Raw genomic sequence first — 22,448 nt, forward strand, 5'->3', positions numbered from 1 at the left:
CGTCCAGCTGTCTGATTCAGGCAGCTGGACACTGAGTCGCCTAGCTCCTTAGGAGAGGGCTAAGAGGTTCTGCTTAGTTGGCTAACCGGTTTTTCTGTACTTGATACCTCAACTAACCGTCAGTTAGGACAGTTCCGTCCTTGCTCCCCCGTCTCCAAGCTTACTGAGCCATCTCCGCAGCCCCTGGGCGTTGGAGTGTACGCCGCTCAGCGTCTCGGCTCTCTCTCTAGCTTTTTGGGGCACGTTAGACAGCATCGCATCAAACTCGATCTGTAACGCATCGTCGATAGACGCCCCTGAACGAAAGGCGGCAGTTGCAACCTCGGCCCACCTTGTGATGATGTCCCGAGACTCAGAGAGAGTCTCATCCGGAGACTCCACAACTCCATAGTGCGCAAATGCGAGACCTTTCGGTTTATAAGCCCTAAAGCGTTCAAGAGAGCCTAAGAAAAGCTCTAGATCGAAGTCAGGCGGAGGTGTTGCTGGCCACAGCACCCCGACGTCAGGCAATTTCACGCCAACCGCATCCCCACTAAAGAGAAGTCCCGACTCTTCGTGAAAGAAACCCAAATGATGTTTGGCGTGACCCGGTGAATCAATCGCCACTATCTTCTCTTCGTGATCCACCGATACCTTTTCCCCGTCGAGCAGAACCTTGATTCGCTCGGAGGGTGTTGGCATCATTCGCCCATATAAAGAGTCGAGCAACTCCCCATATACCATCGACGCGGATGCTACAAGTCGTTGTGGATCAGCCAGGTGCCTGGCGCCTTTTTCGTGAACGTACACCTTTGCGTTAGGAAAAGCTAAAGCTACGTCCCCAACACCGCCTGCGTGATCAAGATGGATATGGGTTACCGCAACCCCAGCTAGATCTGACGACGAAACGTTCAGAGTCTTGAGCGCCTCCAGTAAAACCGGCACAGAACTCTGACTCCCGGTCTCAATTAGCAATGGTTCTCTCTTGCCGATCAGGTACCCTGCGGTCACCTTGTTCCAGCCACCTAGCATCGTATCGATCTGATAGACCGACGGAGCGATCTCAGTTACAAGCGCCTTGTCTTTTGGGTTCATCTCACAATCTTAGAGACAAACTAACTGCAAAGAAAATCATCGATCTGTCAGATCTGAAAATGGACCCAGTTGAGATCTAACGCCTACTTCTTGGTATCAGACTTCATCCGAAGCGGAGATAGCTCCCTTATCCTGCCAAAAAGCCACACCTACGACACACCAACTACGGTTGTAGATACCTATACCACACCACTTCGACCAAGGATACACGCTTAGATGAGGTTCACTCGCTGTCGACACGACCTAGAGCTACTCTAGTTGCCACTAACCGGCGATACGACAAAAACACCAGGTAACGAAGACAAGGTCGACCCACCTAAAACCTATGATAGGTCGCAAGGCCAATGTAGCGTAGTTAAATCTCATTGCCAGAGTTGAAACTACGATGAAGAGACGTCCCTGGAGCTACTTGATCTCAGTCCCTCACAGATCACAGAGCTCTAGTCGACGCAGGCGCCGGTGGATACATAATGATGTGACGCCTCAGCTTGCCTGATCTGATTCAAGACGCCTGGGGACGCTAGAGCAAAGCCAACATGAGGGTTTGTAGTCGAACGAGAAAATACCACCCCGATGACCTCACCGTTTTGAGTGTCTATGAGTGGTCCTCCAGAGTTGCCGGGCCTTACGATCGCCTCCAACTGGTAGACGAGTCTGATGGTAAGGCCCTGATTGTAGATGTCTCGGCCCCTTGCCTCAAATACCGCCATTACTCCAGCAGACCCGATCGTAAGCGGACCGCCTTCTGGATATCCAAGTACAACCGCCTCTGTGCCCCGTGACACCTCTGAGGGGTCGATCTGCAGCGGAGGATCGCTAACGCCTGGGGTAGATAGAACAGCGATGTCGAACTTGGGGTTGAACCAGACAGCTCGAGCAGGATGATCACCCGTTGAATCGATTACAACCGGATTAGCGATCCCAGCCACCACGTGAGCGTTTGTGACCACCAAGCCAGGAGCTATCACAAATCCGGAGCCTTCTAAGATGTTGCCGCATCCCACACCTTCAATCTTGACCGTTGATGCCTCAACCTTCGCAGCAGTACTTTGCACAACCTGTGCTCCCGGCAACGTCACGGGTCCAGCCAGAGCCGGCGGAAGCGATGCAAACACAGAGGGGAAGCCCGCCGAACCAATTAGAGCGTCCAGTCTGGCAAATACAGAAGGAGCAGGGGGCATGACGTTATCGATTAAACCCACAACCCTGGAGTTAGCCACCTCCGAGGACAACGTCATAAAGGGCGAGTTGACCGCTACCGCAGCAAAGATCCAAACGCCTAACATGAGAGCAATAGCGGAGACACCTCCACCCACCGCAGAGTCCACCTTGCCAAGCTTTATGTGTCTAAGCGACCTAGACGCAGAGGTGCCGAGGTGACGCCCAAGTCCTGCAACAATGGAGGCTGTACCGAAGACAATAACCAACGATACAACGGTTCTTGCGAGTCCAGGCGCAAACAGACGCGCAAATACCGGGGCTCCGAAGGCCCCTAGAACTAATCCAACCCAAAAACCGCCGTAAGAACCGAGCTGGATCGCCGCTCCGGTCCTAATACCTCGGACCATGGCATAGGCTATCAGAGCCAGAAGTACCACGTCGACTAGGTCGAAACCAGCAACTTCGCCAAAGATACGCACTACCTAGCTCTTCACTACCACGTTGCGGGCCATTTGGACAGAAAACATCAGTGTCAAGAGTAGTTGGGATTTATTTAGATAAGCATAAAGAGCCCTGAGCAGACGCCGCTTTTCACGATACACTCATCTGAGTTCGACCCAAATCTTGAATTAATTTATTCCTTTACGCTAGCAACGTTCCGTCTAAGCTAAAACCATAACCTCTACCTATAAGATCGGAGTTTCCATGCGCTCATCCAACAGATCAGTGCCTTGGATCTTGGTGGCCGGAAGCTTGACCCTGGCTGCGTGCGGATCCGCGACCTCTGCGGCTCTTACGCCAGCTAACGCTCCCACTAGCGCTGCAACACTGCAAAGTTACGCCAACAAGACCGACAATCTAACCTCCTTTCACTTCTCGCTCTCCGAGGATGTCTCTGCTCAGGGTCAGAACTTGGACATCACTGCCAGGGGAGTAGAACAGATCGCATCATCAGGACCGAACATCGACGTGCAGATCAACTCACCGGCAGTCGGAGGTACCGAGACCACGATTATCTACAACGGCACGCTATATATACACGTACCGCCCACACAGCAAAGTGCGTCTGTATCTAGTGCCAAGTGGTATGCAGTGACCCTCCCAAAGTCCGGACTCTCTGGCGCATCGTCATTCTTAGCCGGACAGAGCGCAGATCCGCTACAGTTTGCTTCCTTGCTAAGGGAGACCTCTGGCAAGGTGACCAAGGTTGGAACAGCAACTGTGCTTGGCAAATCAACCCTTGAGTACAAGGGCCAAGTAAATCTGAAGAAGTCGGCTAACCAGCTTCCATCGAACCTAACCACGGCGATAAAAGGTGCCGGAGGAATCCTGCCATCTGTTTTGAACTTTACGGTTTGGATAAGCCCAAACGGGGTCATACGCCAACTTGCGGTGCCGATCGACACCAAGGTAGGAAACGTTGATTTGACAATGGACTTCTTCCACGACGGAGAGCCTGTATCGATCACCCCTCCCCCGTCTAACGAGACCGCCAAGATACCCTACTCACAGATCTCAGGGCAGGGGTAGAGGATCTTTTATAGAGAGATTGCTTAGGTATTCTTAGCGCAGGCATATAAGTTTTCTTGGGCTAAAGTCTCTCCAAGAGCTCAAAGTCAAAGAGGTCCTTCTTCGTCACCAAAGGCAGCAATGACAGTCGTCTTTGACCACCGAGCGGTTTTGTAACACAGTAACTTTACCTTTAAAGCTTGAAGCCTATTATCGACCAAGTGGAGTAGTCCAACGACAGTGAGTTTTAAATTTATCCACGCATCCGATCTTCACCTGGACACTCCCTTTCAGGGCGTGCAAGATGTAGATGACAAGTTATTTGAGGTCCTTAGAGACGCCTCTGTAACTGCATGGGAGCGCCTCGTAACGACCGCCTTGGATCACAAGGTCGACTTCGTTCTACTTGCAGGAGATATCTACGATGGAAGGGATCGAGGGCTTCGCGCCCGTAAGCGGCTGTTAGAAGGACTCAGACGGCTTAGTGACGCCGGCGTCTCTATCTACATAGTTCAGGGCAACCACGACCCTGTAGATCAGGGCGGACTCATCCCGTCCGATGTCTCACTGGAAAACGTACACGTCTTTGCGCCACGGCAAAGCAACATTTATACCCTTCGCACAGGCTCCGGAGAGGTCGTCGAGATTCAAGGCGTATCATTTGCATCAAGATCAGAGAGCGAAGATCTCTCAGGCTATCTGACTCCTCCTTCAAACGACCGTTACTCTATTGCTGTTCTGCATGCGTCTTTAGGGACCGACAAGAATCACGCTAACTATGCTCCCACCACCGTATCGACCCTTAGATCAAAGGGGTTCGACTACGTAGCACTGGGCCACATCCACAAACGGCAGATCGTAGAGGAGAGTCCTTACATCGTCTACAGCGGAAACACTCAGGGCCTGTCACTAAAACCCACGGAGCAAGGGCCGAAAGGGTGCTACCTGGTCGAGGTCGAAGGAGACTTTCGAACAAATCTCCGCTTCATCCAACTTGGACCGGTTGTCTTCGAACAGATCGAGGTTGAGATAAAAGAGCCTTGTGACACAGATACCATGACAGAGGCCATAGCTCTAAAGGTGGAGAGTCAACTAATACCTAGGTACCAAGGTGATAGCACTAAAGCGGTCGTGGTAAGGGCTACTGTGAGGGCACAATGGAACTTAGCGGTCTTTGACGAGGAAGCTGTTATCGAAGAGCTAAAGGAGTACTTCCTTGGGGCTTCTGTACCTACGGCTGTGTTCGTTACCTCCATCAAACGTAAAGAGAGCCAAGAAGACGACGTAGGATTCCCATCTCTTCGTGGCGCCTCTTTGGAGTCTTACTCCATACTTAGAGAGAGAGATCCTGAGCTTAACGCACGCGCTCTTCGGTCTGCCCTTTTAGAGCTGGAAAAACTTACCCTTCCACAGGTGCAAGAAGAGGTGAAGAGGATCCAAGGCGACGATGAGTTGCTTTTGGATCTGGAGCACTCAGTAACGCAGAATCTTAGAGATCTACTCCTAGCTGTTCGAGGCGACCAGGAGATACAGTGAAGATACTCCAGATTCAAACGACCACCTTTGATCAGCGATCGATCGACCTGTCGCTAACTGGGGGATTAGACCTTATCTATGGACCAAACGAAGCCGGGAAGTCCACCATAAGAGGCTTTTTGATCTCCTCTCTTTGTCAACCGGCTACCGGTGGTGGGCGCCGACGAGCTAAAACCACACAACGGCAGTCACAGGGGAAACTACGAATTGTATTCGCAGAGGGGGAGGTTGAGGTTGTATTTGGGGGACCTACCCCAACTTACGTCCCTTCGCCTGCAGCGCAGGCCTTTGAAAGCGCTCGATCAAGTCTTGATCCGCAACTTTATTCGATGGTCTACTGCATCGACTCCAAAGAGGCTGCAACTATAGCGGAGATGTCTGACGACAGGCTTCAGGAGTTCCTCGGCCAGTTAGCTATCTTTGGAAACTTCGAAGAAGGAGCTGCACTACGACGCTTGATCGATGAACTAAAAGACCGGCGCGAAAAGCTTTTTAGCCCTAAGGCTAATGCCCGGAATCCAGCGATCAACAGACTAGGTCTAGACCTACGATCTCTGGATAAGTCTCTCAGGGAGGACAGACGCAGTGTAGGCGAGTATGAAAAAAAGATCTCTCAACTAAATAGCGTCAAGGATGAAATTCAGCAAAAAAGTGAGCTGCTAAAGGAGGTGGAGGCAAGGATCTACCTCTGCAAAGCGATCACCGACCTCAAAGTCAACGCAATCGAGGCGGAGTCCAAACGTTCAAATATACCCCTCTTACATCTCCCTGAGTCGTTGCCTTCCCTAGACGCAGAGATCTCAAAGATAGAGGCTATATCTCAGTTACAGAGCCAAATGCATATCAAAATGACCAGGCGGCAAGAGTACGCAAAGGACCTTGAGCGCACAGATAGCGAGGTCATAGACGGTGATCGCCTCGAGCTATATAGTCTCTTAGATACGACGCCACTTTATCCATTGAGTCAGGAGATCGCTTCCCTAAAAGATCTCCAAAGTGACACAGTAAAAGAGATCCTCTCCATCTGCCAGCGCCTTGGAATAGATCGTGGTGAAGCATCTAACGTAGGCGATCTGATCCTTACAGCCTCTACAAACATAGAGGTTCAGGAGCTTTACTCCGAGGCCAAGGGTTGCATCGACCAGATCAGCATCCTTGAGAGAGAACTCACCAGCCTGGGCGACACGCAAAATAACTTGGATGCGTGCGCCTCTCTCTCCCAAGATATCGAGAAGGTACAAGAGTCGATAGTTGCACTTGAAACCCTATACACACTAAAGCAGCAGGAGATCGAAGCAGCAAAGGCCCTAAAGCTTCCAACGACTGTCGTGCTTGTTTTGATGGTTCTTCTCGTAGTCTCTCTTATAGTGCAGGTATCTCGACGGGTCATCTACGGCGCCTTGGCCACGATCCTCGAACTGCTACTATCTCTGTATCTCGCCTGGCTAGCGTTCCAAAAAACAAAGCGGGTCGAGTTCAAAGAGGAGCTAAAAGCAGTCCAGGTATACGCAGGTAAGCAGTTGTCTAAGAGTAAGCTCAGCTCCTTTGAGATAGAGAACGAAAGACGAATAAAAAAAGACCAGCTCCAAGAACTTACCGGCCAGCTCGCTAGAGTCTGTGAAAAGGTAAGGCGCCACGAAGAACTTGCGTCGAAGATTACCACCTATGAAGAGCGTTTAAATAAACTGCAGTCCCGCATCGACGAGGTATTTCGGCACTGCGGTTTCAACGCTAAGGTAAACGTCGAGCACGCTCCCCTTTATCTTCAGAACCTCGCAGAGCTGAAAACCTTGGAGGCTAGGTACAACCACAACGATGAACTTCGGGCAAAAAAGGAGGACGAGCTCACAAAGACACTGAGCCTCGCCAGCCAGCTAGGTTTCGATACGACATACCAAGATCCCTCTACATTGTTAGTGATCGATAAAAAGGTAGATGAGATACTCCTAAAACATCACAACGCCTTAGAGAAAAAAGCCGAATACCACAGCTTGATAGCCCAGCTAGATGCAGAGTTTTCTAAAGACCAAAACGAAGTAGCGACCCTGGCCGAACAGGCTGAATCATATTTCAAAGCTCTCGGCGTTGAAGTTCAACTCAACGATGAATACTCAAGCAAGGCCACGGTAGACAGACTGAAGGACATAGCAAGAAACATAGTGGCCTATCAAGAACTCCTAGCGAGATACAAGACAAGCCTAGAGAGACTTAGAAGTACCTACTTGAGCGAAGAGATAGATCTCCTAAACGCACTGACACCAGAGGAGTTAAGCCAAACTGTAAATGAGCTTGAAGGTCAAAGAGATGAGCTGTCATCACGTCTTCTTGAACTTCAGAACGAACAGGGGGGTCTAAACGCAGAGATCAGACTTGCAGAAGAGCTCTCACCTCTAACGAAGGAGATCGGGTACTTTTCGAAGAAAGAGCAGTTGAGCAACGCCGTTGAGGAGTACCTGGTGTTAGAAGCCACCATCAGAGTATTACAAGAGATAAAAGAGTATAGGGAGCGCTCAAGCAGGCCAGAGGTCCTAGACAAAGCCTCACAGATCTTCGAAACCATCACGCAAGGACGCTACCGCACCATTAGAACCGGCGACCCACAGGACGGAACCTTGTTCGTCGAAGCCTACCCTTCCAACAAAAGGCTTACCCTTCGACAGCTATCCACTGGGACCCTAGAAGAGCTTGCTCTAGCCATTCGTCTTGGCTACATTGAGACTCACGGACAGAACAAGTTTAGATACCCTATAGTCCTAGACGACGTCTTCGTAAACTTTGACTACTTGCGAACTCATGCGGCGATGGAAGCGCTCAAAGATATTGCAGCGCAGAACGACAGGCAGATCATCATGCTAAGTTGCCACGAACGAGAAAGAGAGCTCTTTCGCCAAATCACAAAGCGCGAGGCCGCAGTAATCCAGGCTGGCTAAAGTTGTTCAAAGTTGAATAAATTCACTTACAAAGATGTTCAAGATCTACAGCGAGACAAGTAAGTAACCAAAACAATTTAGAGGGAGGCCAAAGATGCCTTCGGTAAGCGTTGACAATCTCTTAGTTCTTCCAAGAGTGAAGGCACCAGATGCTACAAAAAGGTGGCGCAAGGTGTACAAGGTATCGACCGCCCCTCATGGCGTCGAAGGAGCTGGATTTGAGGTGTGGAGGGGGTTCTTTGGCTCTACCATGCAAAGAACCGATCCGTTCATATTTTTAGATCAGATGGGTCCTGTGGTCTATGAACCCAAAGAGGCAAAGGGCGCCCCATGGCATCCTCACAGAGGATTTGAAACCGTAACCTACCTAACCGATGGACAGATGGTACATCGTGACTCGCAAGGGGGAGGCGGCGTCATATCCGAGGGAGACACTCAGTGGATGACGGCAGGCTCAGGCATCCTTCACGACGAACTTCCGTCGGAAAAGATCATTGAAAAAGGCGGACTGTCTCACGGCGTCCAACTCTGGGTAAATCTACCCAGATCAAAGAAGTGGAGTCCTCCTCGATACCAAGCGATAGAGAAGTCCGACCTCGCTCTCCTTACCAACGAAGATGGAAGTTGCCTTATCCGGCTCATAGCCGGAGAGCTCGATGGCCATCGGGGAGCGGGCTCAACTCATACTCCAATCACCTACGCCCATGTGACGATGTACCCCGACTCACAGCTGCGTCTTGAGTGGAACCCCGCCTACAACGCCCTCGCTTATATCTTGGAGGGAGAGGGATGGGCGGGCCATGAGCGAGCACCATTTCGATCACATCAGCTGGTCGACTTCGGAGACGGCGACGCTATCTTGCTGCAAAGCAAGAAGGAACAGAGTTCTAGTACTAAAGCGGTGGAGATCTTGTTGCTCGGCGGTCAGCCGATAAGGGAACCGGTAGTTCACTACGGTCCGTTCGTAATGAACACCAAGGAAGAGATCGTCGAGGCTATTGAAGACTACCAGAGAGGGCGAATGGGCACCGTGCCAGCACAGTGGATAAACTAATGGACCGACAGACAAAAGACCAAGGCAAGTTCGGTCTGGTCTCTAGGTCTAAACTTACCGAAACATGAACTAGGGGAATTGTGCTGTTGGGCCGCTCCGAGACATGAAAGAAAGAACCTTGCCAAGGTCGAGAGTTCAACATAGTCACCTCGTCGTAGCAGGCTCGGAGGGTCTATAACTCGGCAAAAGACAGTAGAATTAGCCCGTCTTGTACAACTCGGAGGAAACCATTGCTGGCTTCATCACTTACCGCACTTAGGCTTACACTACATGTGCTTGCTGCTTCAATCTGGGTCGGCGACCAGTTTACGCTGCTGGGCATGGTCCCAACACTTAGAGGTGCTGGGGAGACGACCACTGCCGCCATCACTAAGGCCTTTAGTCGGCTTGCCTGGCCAGCGTACGTGGTTCTCATCGCCACCGGCCTATGGAACGTAGCAACTTTCAATATGAACACCGTCACCACCGCTTGGAAGATAGTTTTAGGGGTCAAGATAACCGTCGCGCTTTTGGCCGGTCTCGCCGCATATCTGCATCAACGTGCGAAGTCGAAATCGCAGATCGCCTTGTGGGGATCGCTCTCCGGCCTTACCGCCGTAGCCGCTCTGACGCTTGGTGTCTTCTTGGCGGGCTAAACTAACGCCACTTCTTTTTCTGGTGGTACGCGTCGTACTCCAACATTTAACGCTAAAGTAATACTTTCAAAGACGTTCACCGGGCCACCGTCGTCCCGAACCAAAGTCACCCATACACGGATAACTATGGCAAAGGATCAAAGACATTGGCTTTTCACATAGGTCTATACTCTCCCGAGTTCGAACACGACGCTTGCGGGGTAGCCTTCATAGTAAACATAAAAGGTCACAAGTCTCACAAAGTGATCGAGGACGGACTGGCAGCCCTATTAAATATGGAGCATCGAGGGGCAACTGGAAGTGAGCCTGACACAGGTGACGGTGCGGGCATCCTTATACAGATGCCAGATGAGTTTCTAAGGACGAGAGTATCCTTCGAGCTTCCCCCGTTAGGTTCATACCTCTCAGGGATAGCCTTTTGCACCGAAGACGTCACCTCTAGCCTTGAGACTCTGCAGAGGATCTGCAAAGAAGAGTCACTAGAGCTTCTCGGACTCAGAGAAGTGCCGAGGGATAACTCTACACTTGGAAAAACCGCTCTTACAAACGAGCCTGAGATGATTCAGGTCTTCATCTCCTCAGCTAAAGGAGCATCCGATCTAGCGCTAGAGCGCCAGGGCTTTGTCCTTAGAAAGCGGTCGGAGCACGAGATCAAGGGACTTTACTTCCCATCTCTTTCCACCAGAACGCTCATCTATAAAGGCATGCTCACCACGCCTCAAGTTAGGGAGTACTTCTTAGACCTAGACGACCCTGACCTCAAAAGCGCAATCGCCTTGGTACATTCAAGGTTCTCAACCAACACCTTTCCCGCATGGTCGCTGGCGCAACCCTTTCGCCTTAGCGCTCACAACGGCGAGATAAACACTATCAAGGGGAACCGCAACTGGATGAGAGCGCGCCAGAGTTTGCTGGAGAGCGCCGAGATCGGCGGTGATCTATCTCGAATCTTTCCTATCGTCACCCCTGGCGGCTCCGACTCCGCCTCTTTCGATGAAGTTCTTGAACTGCTTCATCTTGGCGGGCGCTCACTACCCCATGCAGTCATGATGATGATCCCCGAGGCTTGGGAGAACAACACCGATATGGATCCGGACAAGCGTGAGTTTTATCGCTTTCACGCATCGCTGATGGAGCCCTGGGACGGTCCCGCCTCCATCGCCTTTACCGATGGAACCCTTATCGGAGCGGTTCTGGACAGAAACGGACTCAGGCCGTCACGCTACTGGGTAACCAGCGATGACGAGGTGATTATGGCTTCTGAGGTCGGCGTTGTCGAAGTTGATCCAGCCAAGGTAATACGCAAAGGACGGTTGCAGCCCGGGCGGATGTTTCTGATCGATACAGCTAAAGGACAGATCGTATCGGATGAGGAGATCAAAAAGACTCTTGCAACACAGCATCCCTATGCCAGTTGGATCGAAGAGAATCTACTCGAGATCGACAAGTTGCCGCCCCGATCCATGCTTACTCCGCAGCACAGCTCCATCGTCACCCATCAGCGACTATTTGGATACAGCGAAGAAGACCTAAGGATACTGCTTGCACCCATGGCTACTACAGGTCAAGAACCAGTAGGTTCTATGGGATCTGACACTCCTCTTGCGGTGCTGTCCGAACGACCCCGGCTACTTTTTGATTACTTCACACAGCTGTTCGCCCAGGTCACCAATCCGCCTTTAGATGCTATAAGGGAAGAGATCGTAACCTCTACCGCTGCGACGATAGGGCCAGAGCGTAACTTGTTGAAGCCAGAGCCGCTATCGGTGCGCCAGATCCAGTTACCGTACCCGATCATCCCTAACGACGATCTAGCCAAGCTCATGTATATCAATGAGAGCGGTGAGACACCGGGATTCTCCTCCTACGTAGTGGACTGTCTCTACGAGGTGAACGGTGGCGGAGCCGCTTTGGAGAGTGCTCTTGAAGCCGTGATCGAATCTGTAATCGAAGCTATTTACGACGGCAAGAATACGATCATCCTCTCCGATCGTCACTCAAATAGGGAGCTAGCTCCGATACCGTCGCTTCTCTTTGTCTCTGCAGTACATCAAAGACTAGTTCAAGAACAGCTTCGCACCAAGATCGCTCTTGTTGCAGAGGTGGGCGACGCACGCGAGGTGCATCACATGGCACTTCTCTTGGCATATGGAGCCGGAGCGATCAACCCATATCTTGCCTTTGAGACGGTCGTTGACCTCATAAGGGATGGGAAGATTACGGGGATCACCCCTCAGAAGGCGATCAAGAACTACATCAAGGCCTGCGGTAAGGGCGTTACAAAGATCATGTCGAAGATGGGCATCTCAACTATCGCCTCTTATCGCGGATCCCAGGTATATGAAGCGATCGGACTGAGCAACGAGGTAGTGGAGCGATACTTTAGCGGAACATCCTCCAAGATTGGGGGTGTGACCCTGTCTGAGATATCAGATGAGGTTCTAAGGCGTCACAGGCTTGCACACCTTGAACGACCTGCGGAGTTTGCCTTTAGAGACCTAGAGGTCGGTGGCGAGTACCAGTGGCGAAGAGAGGGTGAGTATCACCTATTCAACCCTGAGACAGTCTTTAAACTACAGCACTCCACAAGAACCAAACGATTTGACGTCTTTAGGGACTACACACGCCTCGTTGACGACCAGTCGAAGCGGCTAGCCACACTGCGAGGGTTACTTACCTTCAAAGAAGGTGTGAGGGAGCCTGTCCCAATAGATGAGGTAGAGCCCGTTAGCGAGATAGTAAAGCGGTTCTCTACCGGAGCTATGTCGTATGGCTCTATATCGCAAGAAGCACACGAGACTCTGGCGATCGCTATGAATCGTCTGGGTGGCAAATCCAATACCGGTGAGGGTGGTGAGGATCCCGATCGATTCGTGCCTGATGCAAACGGCGACTCTCGACGATCAGCGATCAAGCAGGTCGCCTCGGGTCGTTTCGGAGTGACCTCAGAGTATTTGGTAAACGCCGATGACATCCAGATCAAGATGGCTCAAGGTGCCAAACCAGGAGAAGGCGGACAGCTTCCTGGAGAAAAGGTGTACCCCTGGATCGCTAAGACAAGGTACTCCACTCCCGGCGTTGGGCTCATATCTCCGCCGCCCCATCATGACATCTACTCAATAGAGGATCTTGCGCAACTGATATACGATCTCAAAGCAGCCAACCCCGAGGCAAGAGTGCATGTAAAGCTCGTAGCGGAGGCCGGCGTTGGTACTGTCGCTGCCGGGGTCGCCAAGGCGCACGCTGATGTGATCTTGATCTCGGGGTCCGACGGCGGCACGGGCGCAAGCCCGCTCAACTCGCTCAAGCACGCTGGAGCTCCCTGGGAACTTGGTCTGGCCGAGGTACAGCAGACTCTCTTGCTAAACGGCCTGCGCGACCGAGTCGTAGTACAGACCGACGGTCAACTCAAGACCGGACGGGATGTGGTTATCGCAGCCCTGCTTGGGGCAGAGGAGTTCGGCTTTGCAACCGCTCCGTTGGTGGTATCGGGTTGCATCATGATGAGAGTATGCCACCTAGACACCTGTCCCGTCGGCATCGCAACGCAAAACCCCGAACTCAGAAAGCGTTTCAGCGGAAAGCCTGAGTTCGTAGAGACCTTCTTTGAGTTCCTTGCGGAAGAGGTTCGACAGTACCTAGCCAAGCTCGGCTTTCGTTCCATCCAAGAAGCCGTCGGACACAGCGAGCTTCTGGACGTCTCGACGTTAGCTTCAAACCCCAAGGCTAAAACGCTTGACCTCGCCCCAATGCTCAAGACGATCGATCCATGGCCTGGTCAGGAGCGTAGCTATAAGCCTTCTTCCAGGGAGTTGCCTACGGACACCTTGGACTACAAGATCTTGGAGCTTTGTAGGACATCGATTCGCAAAGGTACGCCCTACAAAGGCAGCTTCAAGGTCAAGAACACCGACAGGACCGTAGGGACAACCATTGGTTACGAGCTAACCAAAACCCATGGAGGTAAAGGTCTGCCTGACGATACGATCTATCTACACCTAGAGGGATCTGCCGGGCAGTCTCTAGGAGCCTTTCTGCCTCGGGGCATCACCATAGATCTCGAAGGTGATGCCAACGACTACGTAGGAAAGGGGCTCTCAGGAGGAAAGATAGTTCTGAAACCCCATCGCAGCTCACCCTTCGTTGCCGAGGACAACATAATCGCAGGAAACGTCTTACTGTACGGTGCCACGAGCGGAGAACTCTATGTGCGCGGTATCGTCGGCGAACGCTTCGCTGTTCGCAACTCTGGAGCTACTGCCGTCGTCGAAGGAGTCGGGGATCATGGCTGTGAGTACATGACTGGAGGCCGGGTGATCGTCTTGGGACCAACAGGAAGGAACTTCGGTGCGGGAATGTCGGGCGGCGAGGCGTATCTGTACGACCCTGACGGTCTGGCCCCTAGAAACGTCAATCCAGAGATGGTGGACCTAGATCCTCTTTCAGAAGAAGATGTAGCGTTTATAAAAGATGCCCTCGAGATACATCACACTCTCACAGGGTCATCTGTTGCGAACGCAATTCTTCAAAACTTTGAAGACTCCCTAGCCAGTTTCGTAAAGGTATTTCCACGAGACTACAAAGCGGTGTTGGCACAGAAAGACCAGACTCTCGAGCTAACAGGGGTTGGAGGTAAGTAGTGGCAGATCCCAGAGGCTTCCTTAAGTTCACCAGAGGTCAAGCGCAGAGAAGGCCAGTTGAACTCCGTCTGAAGGACTGGCGGGAGGTGTATAACCCTATAGCTTCGGACTTTGTAACACAGCAGGCGTCTCGTTGCATGGACTGCGGTATTCCGTTTTGCCATCAAGGATGTCCACTAGGGAATCTCATCCCGGAGTGGAACGACTTGGTATATCGGGAGGAGTTCGACCGAGCGATCGATCGCCTTCATGCGACAAACAACTTTCCGGAGTTCACAGGACGACTTTGCCCTGCTCCCTGTGAGACCGCCTGTGTTCTTGGCATCAACAGCGACCCAGTCTCTATCGAGCTGGTCGAGAAGTCAATAGCTGAACACGCCTTCGAACACGGACTCATACAACCCATAGATCCAGTCGCAGAGACCGGGAGACGTGTTGCTGTCGTTGGATCTGGACCATCAGGACTCGCGGCAGCTCAACAGCTTCGGCGAGCCGGTCATAGTGTTGACGTATATGAACGCTCGGACAAGCCAGGTGGTCTCCTGCGCTACGGCATACCTGAGTTCAAGATGGAGAAGTGGGTACTCGAGCGCAGATTAACACAGCTTAGGGCCGAGGGGATCACCTTTATATGCAACACTGAGATCGGCATCGACATGACACTCTCTGAACTGAGAGGAAGATACGACGCCGTCGTACTCTGTATTGGCGCAGGTGTGCCGAGAGAGATCGAGGTCGAAGGCCGTGAGCTATCGGGGATCTACCAGGCCATGGAGTTTCTTCCGTTGGCAAACCGGGTCGCACTGAAAGAGCTTCCGTTTCATCCCATGAGTGCTAAAGACAAGGCCGTCGTGATAGTTGGAGGTGGAGACACAGGAGCTGACTGCCTCGGAACAGTACATCGTCAAGGCGCACGCTCAGTTGTACAACTTGAGATAATGCCCGAACCACCAAGAGAGAGACCGGCTTCCAACCCTTGGCCTACCTGGCCAACACTATATCGCATATCATCGGCGCATGAAGAGGGCGGAGACCGTATGTTTTCCCTCAGTACAAAGCGCTTCATAGGATCCGATGGAAAGGTACAAGCCCTCGAGGTGGTCGAGGTAGAGATGAAGATGACGGACTCTGGTCTTAGATTTGAAGAGATACCTGGCAGCCAAAGGAGAATCGAGGCTGACCTTGTGCTGATTGCAACAGGGTTTCTTGGTCCTGAAAAGACTGTGCAAAACGGCAGTCCTCTTCCCACGGACCCTCGCTCAAACATTCAGACAGATAGAGATTGGATGGTTGAGGAGGGACTCTTCGCCGCTGGTGACTGCAGACGTGGTCAGTCTCTGATCGTATGGGCTATCGCGGAAGGAAGATCTGTCGCCAAGGCCGTTGACCGTTACCTCATGGGCGAGAGCTTCCTTCCAGCCCCAATTCAGACAGATACTCGAGCCTTGGCTCTATAAGGTGGAACGTCAGCTAGTCTTGATCCTTTGTGAGATTCATTTCCGGTGACAGTCCTCCCTACGAGCTAACCTACGACGATGTCTTTTTGGTACCTTCGAAGTCGTCGATATCATCTCGCCACGACGTAGATCTATCCACCAAAGATGGAAGCGGAACAACCATTCCTTTGGTGATCGCTAACATGACAGCGGTAGCCGGTCGCCGAATGGCTGAGGTGGTGGCACGACGGGGAGGCCTGGTCGTGATTCCCCAAGACATTCCCGTTGATGTGGTTGGAGAGGTAGTGCGCTGGGTAAAGTCGAGACATCTCGTACACGACACCGCTCTAACGCTCTCACCAAGCTCAACGGTTGGGGAAGGTCTTTCACTCATCTCCAAGCGCGCACATGGAGCAGTGATCGTTGTAAGCGGCGGGACACCTGTTGGGATCGTAACCGAGAGCGACCTTGAAGGCGTCGATCGATTCACCCAGCTCAAAGATGTCATGTCAAGTGATCTTCTTACCTTCAAAGAAGACATCAACCCAAAGGAAGCCTTTGAGCGCCTGGAAGAGGATAGACACAAGCTTGCTCCTGTCACCGACTCGCAGAATCGGCTTGTAGGAGTGTTGACTAGGAAGGGAGCCTTACGGGCAACGCTTTACACACCGAACATCGACGCAAAAGGAAGGTTACGTATAGCCGCTGCTATCGGGATAAACGGTGACGTCGCCCGCCTTGCCACAGAACTCGCAGAACTGGAGATCGACACCTTAGTTATAGATACTGCACATGGACACCAGCAAAAGATGTTGGACGCTATTGAGACGGTCGCAGCTTTGGATCTGAAAGTAACCATTGTTGCTGGCAACGTGGTGACGGCGTCGGGCGTCAGAGACATTATAAATGCAGGTGCAAACGTAGTAAAGGTTGGGGTCGGTCCGGGCGCCATGTGTACCACAAGAATGATGACAGGAGTAGGTCGACCACAACTATCCGCCGTTATAGAGTGCGCCACAGAGGCCAAGAGACTCGGCGGGCATGTCTGGGCAGATGGCGGTGTTAAGTACCCAAGAGACGTTGCTCTTGCGCTAGCCGCTGGAGCGTCGAACGTGATGGTGGGGTCCTGGTTTGTCGGTACACTAGAGTCCCCTGGCGATCTCTATCGGGACAGCTCCGGTCGACTGTACAAGGAGAGCTTTGGAATGGCCTCTGCAAGAGCGGTAAAGAACCGCACCACCTCAGACTCTTCATTTGACCGAGCTCGAAAGTCTTTATTTGAAGAGGGGATATCGCAGGGACGTATCTACAACGATCCTGAAAGACCTGGAGCCGAGGATCTTATCGATCACATCGTCGCTGGAGTACGAAGTTCCTTTACATACACAGGAGCTAGGAACATCGCAGAGTTTCAAGAAAAGGCTCTATTGGGCATCCAAAGCCCAGCTGGATTCAAAGAGGGAAAACCTGTACAGCAGGGGTGGTAGGTAAAGCCCTAACTTGCAGTTGCATCAACTATGGTATAACACTAAAGGCGCTCGTAGCTCAACGGATAGAGCATCTGACTTCGGATCAGAGGGTTGGGGGTTCGAATCCCTCCGAGCGCGCTACGCTGATCCAATCCCAAGAAGTTTTTCAGTTATCTCGACCTCATAAGGGTCAGCCCCTCTGCAGCAAGTAGCTCTACTTTGTCAGAATGACCCATGTGTCAAGGTTCTAAGCACATGGGTGGTTTGGGGGCGTAGTAAAAGATGTGTCACATCCCTATCGCACGAATTGCTCTTTTTTCAAGACGGCTTTCATTGCGTTCGCCTCTGCGTATGATTCGTTCCGCCAGTACCCTCGAGCTTGAGGTGGCTTAGCTCAATACTCTAGTTCGGAAAACGTAACCTAACCATCACTGCACTGTGGTCAGTAGTTATAGTCTTTGGCTTCTACGTCCTCATCACTTTGTAGTTACACGGAACGGAACCAAACGACAGGCGTCTGACGGACTGCCTCAGAAGTGATCGTCGACCTACAGACGCGGTCTAAAACCGTAACCATATCGAAAGCTTCTCCAGATGGCGGTGAGGTCGGGAACGTAGAGAACCTAGCATGCACAAGCAAATACCGCTCTATCCCCAAAATGCAGTCATAGTCAGCGCTATGTCGCAGTGGCGTACCGATACGACGACGTCCACTTTTTGTCTGGCACTAAGTCAGGTTAGCAAAATACAAACCCCACTTGACTCCGAATAGATATCGAAGCTTTCAAGGACGAATCATGAAAAAGAATATGGCGGTAGCATGTACAATGACTAAGCCGGCAGGAAGAGTTGCACGGATCGTAATCGGAGCTGCGATTATCGCAGTAGGTCTAATGATGACCTCCACCACAGTACGAGACGTGTTGGTGATCGTAGATCTGGTTCCCATACTCGCTGGAGTCGTAAACATCTGCGCAGTCTCCGCCCTAATAGGCGCTCCTTTATCGGGTGGCAAAGCTCTAAAGATGAGTCAAGGGGTAAGGTAGGAGACATCTCACAGACCCCATCCAGGTTTCAACTAGAAACAGTGATACTGCTTCGGGGTCTGATTGCAGCTGATTGTCGCTACTGCAAAAGACCCATAGCTTGATCTAAAACATCGGAGATCTCGACGGTACTGTCACAGAATCCAGCAATGTGAGCATCGGGTCTCACGACTACTGCCTGGCTATCATCCACACGTAGTGCGTGTCTAAGAGTTTGCGTGGGGTCTACCTCGGACCACAGCAAAAGCTGTACATAAGGGCGATCACAGGCGCTCTTACACATAGAGTTTCCAAAGACGCTAAAGCCATCGTGCAGGAGTTCCCTTACACGTGTTTTGGGAAGAAACTCCTCCCCAAGCGCAACATCTGGGAAGCACACTCCAGGTACCGGTGGTGGAGCGGAACCTCTCCGTGGGCGACCCTTGAAGGTTCTATCCGGTCTCTTCGTCGTCAAAGGAGAGTCCACATACCAAAAGGGTTCATAAAGCCGACCCGAGTCGACCTGTTCTATCGCCTCATCGTCACCAGAGCGTGCTCTTTCTAGAAGTGACACCCGCCTTCTGCGCTCTTCTTCGCCATGGGGAACCAAGAACCGCATCGTCTCGCTCGTAACCTCCAAGTTCTCCAGAGCGGCCGCCCGCCGCTCTGCGTCATAGGAGTCGAGAAGCTTCTCTCCAGCTACCTTCGCCTTGAGGAGACCTAGCTTCCAAGCCAGATTCTCTGCATCGTGAACGCCGCTGTTGAGACCCCGAGCCCCAAAAGGAGCTACTACGTGGGCAGCATCTCCCGCCAGGAAGACCGCTCCGCTACGAAACCTAGAGGCTACTTTGCCGTGAAACCTGTATATAGATCTCCATAGCAGCTCGTAGGGTCGCTCCCCCACGATCTCACGTATACGTCTTTCAACCCCACCTGTCTCTTCCTCAGAGGTTAGATCAAATCCATCTGGGACTTGCCAGTCGATCCTCCAGATTCCGTTAGGTTGCTCATGAATCAACACTTGACGTCCCCTATTCCAGGGTGGATCGAAGTAAAACCGCCGTTCTCCTTTGAACTCATCGAGTTCACATCGGATGTCACATATCAAGAAGAGATCATCAAAGGTTCGTCCCTCAAACTCTACGCCCAACTGCGACCTGAGCCTGTCCGAGTGAACTCCACTGCATAGCACCACCCACCGCGACCGAAGGACCTGGTGGCCGAGGGAACCTTTTATCTCGACAAAGGCACCTTGCTCATCGGTCCCTACGCCAACGGCCTCTACAGCGTATCTAAGGTCGATCAATGGGTTTTTTGATATTAGGTCAAGGAGAACCGACTCGACCTCGGCCTGTGAGATATTTACAAATGGCGGAAGTATGGACCGGTCAGGGTCTTTAAGGTCGACTACAAATAGTTCATGGTCTTGATAGTAAGTCCGGCCCTTAGACCAAGTAAGCCCCATTTCAGCTATGACACCAGCCCCCAACGAAGCCCAGGTATCAAGTACCTCTCGTTGCTGGCAAAGTGACTTCGATCCAGGTGCGCTGCGTTGTTCTAGCTGTTCTAATACCAGCGTTCGAAGACCCCACTTCGCACAAGCTAAAGCGGTGCTCTGACCCACCGGACCCGCTCCTACAACCACTACGTCGAAGAGGGAGTTCGAGACCAGACGGTCTTGATGACCTGCTGTCACCTCTGCAGCTGGTTCCATATCTCCAAGTCACGCTCCTTGGTCCACACAATTGGATCGGCTATACCATTTAGTTCATCGAAAACCCTTGCCACATCGAAGGGAACAGTGTGCTCAAAGATCGGCCATGTTGCGTACTTTGGGGCAAGAGCTTTATAGACTGCGTCAAATGCATCTTTTAGAGTTCCCTTCGCCTCGATCGTCTTCGCAGTCTCACTTATAAGGGTGTTTAGAAAGTCTCTCGACTGTTCGATAGCGTTATCCACAGCTTTTTCGCCGTAGACGACCTTGCCCCTACCTCCAACAAGCACCTCGGCACCGAGGGACTTTACCTTGTCAAGAGTACTCGATGCCCACTCTAGGTGGTAGGCGTCGCCTGTGTATAAAGCCGCCTCAGCCTCCACTAGATCGCCGGCGAAGAGAACTTTCTCCCTTGGAAGCCAAACCACTATGTCACCTTTGGTGTGTCCCTTCCCTAGCCACGACAGGTGAATGGTTCCTCTGTCCCCTCCAAGATCTATCTCCATATGGTCTCTAAAGACCATGGTGGGATAGGTCAAACCAGGAATTGACTCAGGTTCTTTGAAGAGCCGAGGCATTCGTTGAAACTCCGAGTCCCAGTCTTCCTTGCCACGCTCAAGAATCAGGTCTCTAGTATTTGTATGAGCTACGATCTCCTCAGCACCAAAGGCCGATGCTCCCAGCACTCTTACTGCATGATAGTGAGAGAGCACAAGATATCTAATCGGCTTATCTGTCTCCTCTCTAAGCCTCCTAAGCCAGCTCTGCGCTGCCACTGGAGTTGCGCGTGCCTCGATGCATATCAGATAGTCTCTCGCCTCAATAGCTCCTACGTTGGGATCTCCTTCAGCACTCATCGCATATACCCCTGGAGCGATCACTTCAAAGGTCTCTACCTTCTCCGCAAGATCCTCAGAGGATGCAAAGGGTTTTTCACTCACCTATCTCTACCTTCGCTTTCTTTTCTCATCTATCCGATAGACCATGCCGCTTAGACCAACTCCAGGGGTACCCCGAGTCCTCTATGAGATAAGCGGCGTCCCCAATACGTAAGGGATTGAAGGTGTCTATCATGACTGCTACCTCTTCGGTCCCCTTAGCCTCGAGGGACGCTTCTACCGATCCCGGCTGAGGTCCATGAATAAAACCGGCTGGGTGGAGAGAGATCGACCCTTCTTCGATGCCAGACCCCCTCCGGGACATAAAGTCACCTTTATAGTAAAAAAGCACCTCATCTGAGTCTACGTTTGCATGACTATAAGGAGCCGGCACCGCCGTTGGATCAAAGTCATAAGGTCTAGGAAGAAATGAGCATACGACAAAGCCGTTACCCTCGAAAACCTGATGCACAGGTGGCGGAGCGTGAAATCTCTTCACTATGGGTTCAAAGTCATAGATGCTAAAGACGAAGGGGTAGAGACAACCGTCCCAGCCAACCACATCGAAGGGGTGTGAAGAGTAAAAGTAGCGTGTGATGCCTCCGCGATGTTTCACATAAACATCAACATCTTCTCCCTCTAAAACAAGTGGAAGCTCAGGTCCAACAAGGTCTCTCTCACAGAGAGGTGCCGACTCAAGAAACTGACCTCTAGCAGTCAAGTATCGCTTTGGAAACTCGATATGACCTTTCGCCTCAACCGTCAAAAGATCAAGGTACCCAGAACCGGTCGGAACAACCTTGAAGGTGGTTGAGGCTGGAATTAGAACGTAGTCCCCGCTTTTTATCTCCAAAGATCCAAAGACACTTTGAATCTGACCTTCACCCCGAACAACAAATAAACACTCGTCACCAAGCGCGTTCCGATACAATACCGAAGGAGTATCAGAGCTCACAAAGCCAACTTTTATCTCGTCATTACCGAGCAACACGCGTCTGTCCAGGTTCGCATCGCCGCCTTTTCCTGAGAGCAGACCGGTCTTAAAGTGCCTCGGTAGAAGCGGAGCGTTAGTGTGCAGCTGTTCCTCTAGATCTCCAGTTACCGACTCGACCTCCACGATCGCCGTTGGCGGGCGCATGTGGTAGAGAAGCGAAGACTCTGCAGCGAAACCTTCCTTTCCCATTAGCTCTTCAAAGATGAGGTTCCCCTGCTCATCACGGAAAATCTGATGACGTTTTCTTGGAATCTCGCCAACGCGTCTGTAGTAAGGCAAGACACACCCCCTAAGAAGTCTACAACGCCGAAGTCTAGCAAATACGAGCACAAAACTAAAGGTCTAAAGAGTTCAAAGGCTCAGAGATGGCTGCTCTTTGGTAGATACCTGCAG

General features: G+C 51.8%; 14 protein-coding genes and 1 tRNA gene. 10 read left to right on the forward strand and 5 right to left on the reverse strand.

Going from position 1 to position 22,448, the window contains the following annotated elements:
- Positions 1-123: 123 nt before the first annotated feature.
- Positions 124-1,074: an MBL fold metallo-hydrolase gene (locus BUA24_RS05720; protein WP_072789836.1), complete on the reverse strand. Its 951-nt coding sequence runs from the start codon at positions 1,072-1,074 to the stop codon at positions 124-126.
- Positions 1,075-1,514: 440 nt separating this feature from the next.
- A complete protein-coding gene (locus BUA24_RS05725; protein WP_072789838.1) occupies positions 1,515-2,714 on the reverse strand; it encodes a MarP family serine protease in 1,200 nt (399 codons plus the stop codon).
- A gap of 262 nt (positions 2,715-2,976) precedes the next feature.
- Between BUA24_RS05725 and BUA24_RS05730 the strand changes: the two genes are divergently transcribed.
- From BUA24_RS05730 to BUA24_RS05775, 10 genes are all read left to right on the forward strand, one after another.
- On the forward strand, positions 2,977-3,765 hold the full coding sequence (locus tag BUA24_RS05730) for an SCO4651 family lipoprotein (protein ID WP_178138721.1): 789 nt from the start codon (positions 2,977-2,979) through the stop codon (positions 3,763-3,765).
- Between the two features lie 219 nt (positions 3,766-3,984).
- Positions 3,985-5,280, forward strand: coding sequence for a metallophosphoesterase family protein (locus BUA24_RS05735; RefSeq protein WP_072789844.1), 1,296 nt, complete (start codon positions 3,985-3,987; stop codon positions 5,278-5,280).
- Complete coding sequence (locus BUA24_RS05740; protein WP_072789847.1) at positions 5,277-8,210, forward strand: AAA family ATPase; 2,934 nt, start codon at positions 5,277-5,279, stop codon at positions 8,208-8,210. The genes BUA24_RS05735 and BUA24_RS05740 overlap by 4 nt, the downstream gene beginning before the upstream one ends.
- A gap of 94 nt (positions 8,211-8,304) precedes the next feature.
- On the forward strand, positions 8,305-9,264 hold the full coding sequence (locus tag BUA24_RS05745; RefSeq protein ID WP_072789850.1) for a pirin family protein: 960 nt from the start codon (positions 8,305-8,307) through the stop codon (positions 9,262-9,264).
- Positions 9,265-9,494: 230 nt separating this feature from the next.
- Positions 9,495-9,899, forward strand: a complete 405-nt coding sequence (locus tag BUA24_RS05750; RefSeq protein WP_072789853.1) for a hypothetical protein — start codon at positions 9,495-9,497, stop codon at positions 9,897-9,899.
- Positions 9,900-10,045: 146 nt separating this feature from the next.
- On the forward strand, positions 10,046-14,539 hold the full coding sequence (gltB, locus tag BUA24_RS05755) for a glutamate synthase large subunit (protein ID WP_072789856.1): 4,494 nt from the start codon (positions 10,046-10,048) through the stop codon (positions 14,537-14,539).
- Complete coding sequence (locus BUA24_RS05760) at positions 14,539-15,996, forward strand: glutamate synthase subunit beta (protein WP_072789859.1); 1,458 nt, start codon at positions 14,539-14,541, stop codon at positions 15,994-15,996. Before gltB ends, BUA24_RS05760 begins: the two co-directional genes overlap by 1 nt.
- 29 nt (positions 15,997-16,025) lie before the next feature.
- Complete coding sequence (locus tag BUA24_RS05765; protein ID WP_072789862.1) at positions 16,026-17,462, forward strand: GuaB1 family IMP dehydrogenase-related protein; 1,437 nt, start codon at positions 16,026-16,028, stop codon at positions 17,460-17,462.
- A gap of 47 nt (positions 17,463-17,509) precedes the next feature.
- Positions 17,510-17,582, forward strand: a tRNA-Arg gene (locus BUA24_RS05770).
- Between the two features lie 659 nt (positions 17,583-18,241).
- Positions 18,242-18,490 carry a DUF2892 domain-containing protein gene (locus tag BUA24_RS05775; protein ID WP_084660237.1) on the forward strand — a complete coding sequence of 83 codons (249 nt, stop codon included), beginning with the start codon at positions 18,242-18,244 and terminating at the stop codon, positions 18,488-18,490.
- A gap of 79 nt (positions 18,491-18,569) precedes the next feature.
- On the opposite strand, the gene BUA24_RS05780 is transcribed toward BUA24_RS05775, so the two are convergent.
- The 3 genes from BUA24_RS05780 to BUA24_RS05790 are packed head-to-tail and all read right to left on the reverse strand — an operon-like array spanning position 18,570 to position 22,334.
- Positions 18,570-20,183 (reverse strand): FAD-dependent monooxygenase, encoded by a 1,614-nt coding sequence (locus tag BUA24_RS05780; RefSeq protein WP_084660238.1) that lies wholly within the window; start codon positions 20,181-20,183, stop codon positions 18,570-18,572.
- Entirely contained in the window at positions 20,162-21,124 is a 963-nt protein-coding gene (locus tag BUA24_RS05785) for an MBL fold metallo-hydrolase (RefSeq protein WP_072789865.1), read from the reverse strand. The genes BUA24_RS05780 and BUA24_RS05785 overlap by 22 nt, the downstream gene beginning before the upstream one ends.
- Before the next feature lie 25 nt (positions 21,125-21,149).
- A complete protein-coding gene (locus BUA24_RS05790; RefSeq protein ID WP_072789868.1) occupies positions 21,150-22,334 on the reverse strand; it encodes a homogentisate 1,2-dioxygenase in 1,185 nt (394 codons plus the stop codon).
- Between the last annotated feature and the right edge of the window lie 114 nt (positions 22,335-22,448).

The organism is Ferrithrix thermotolerans DSM 19514 (assembly GCF_900128965.1).
GTDB classification, from domain to species: domain Bacteria; phylum Actinomycetota; class Acidimicrobiia; order Acidimicrobiales; family Acidimicrobiaceae; genus Ferrithrix; species Ferrithrix thermotolerans.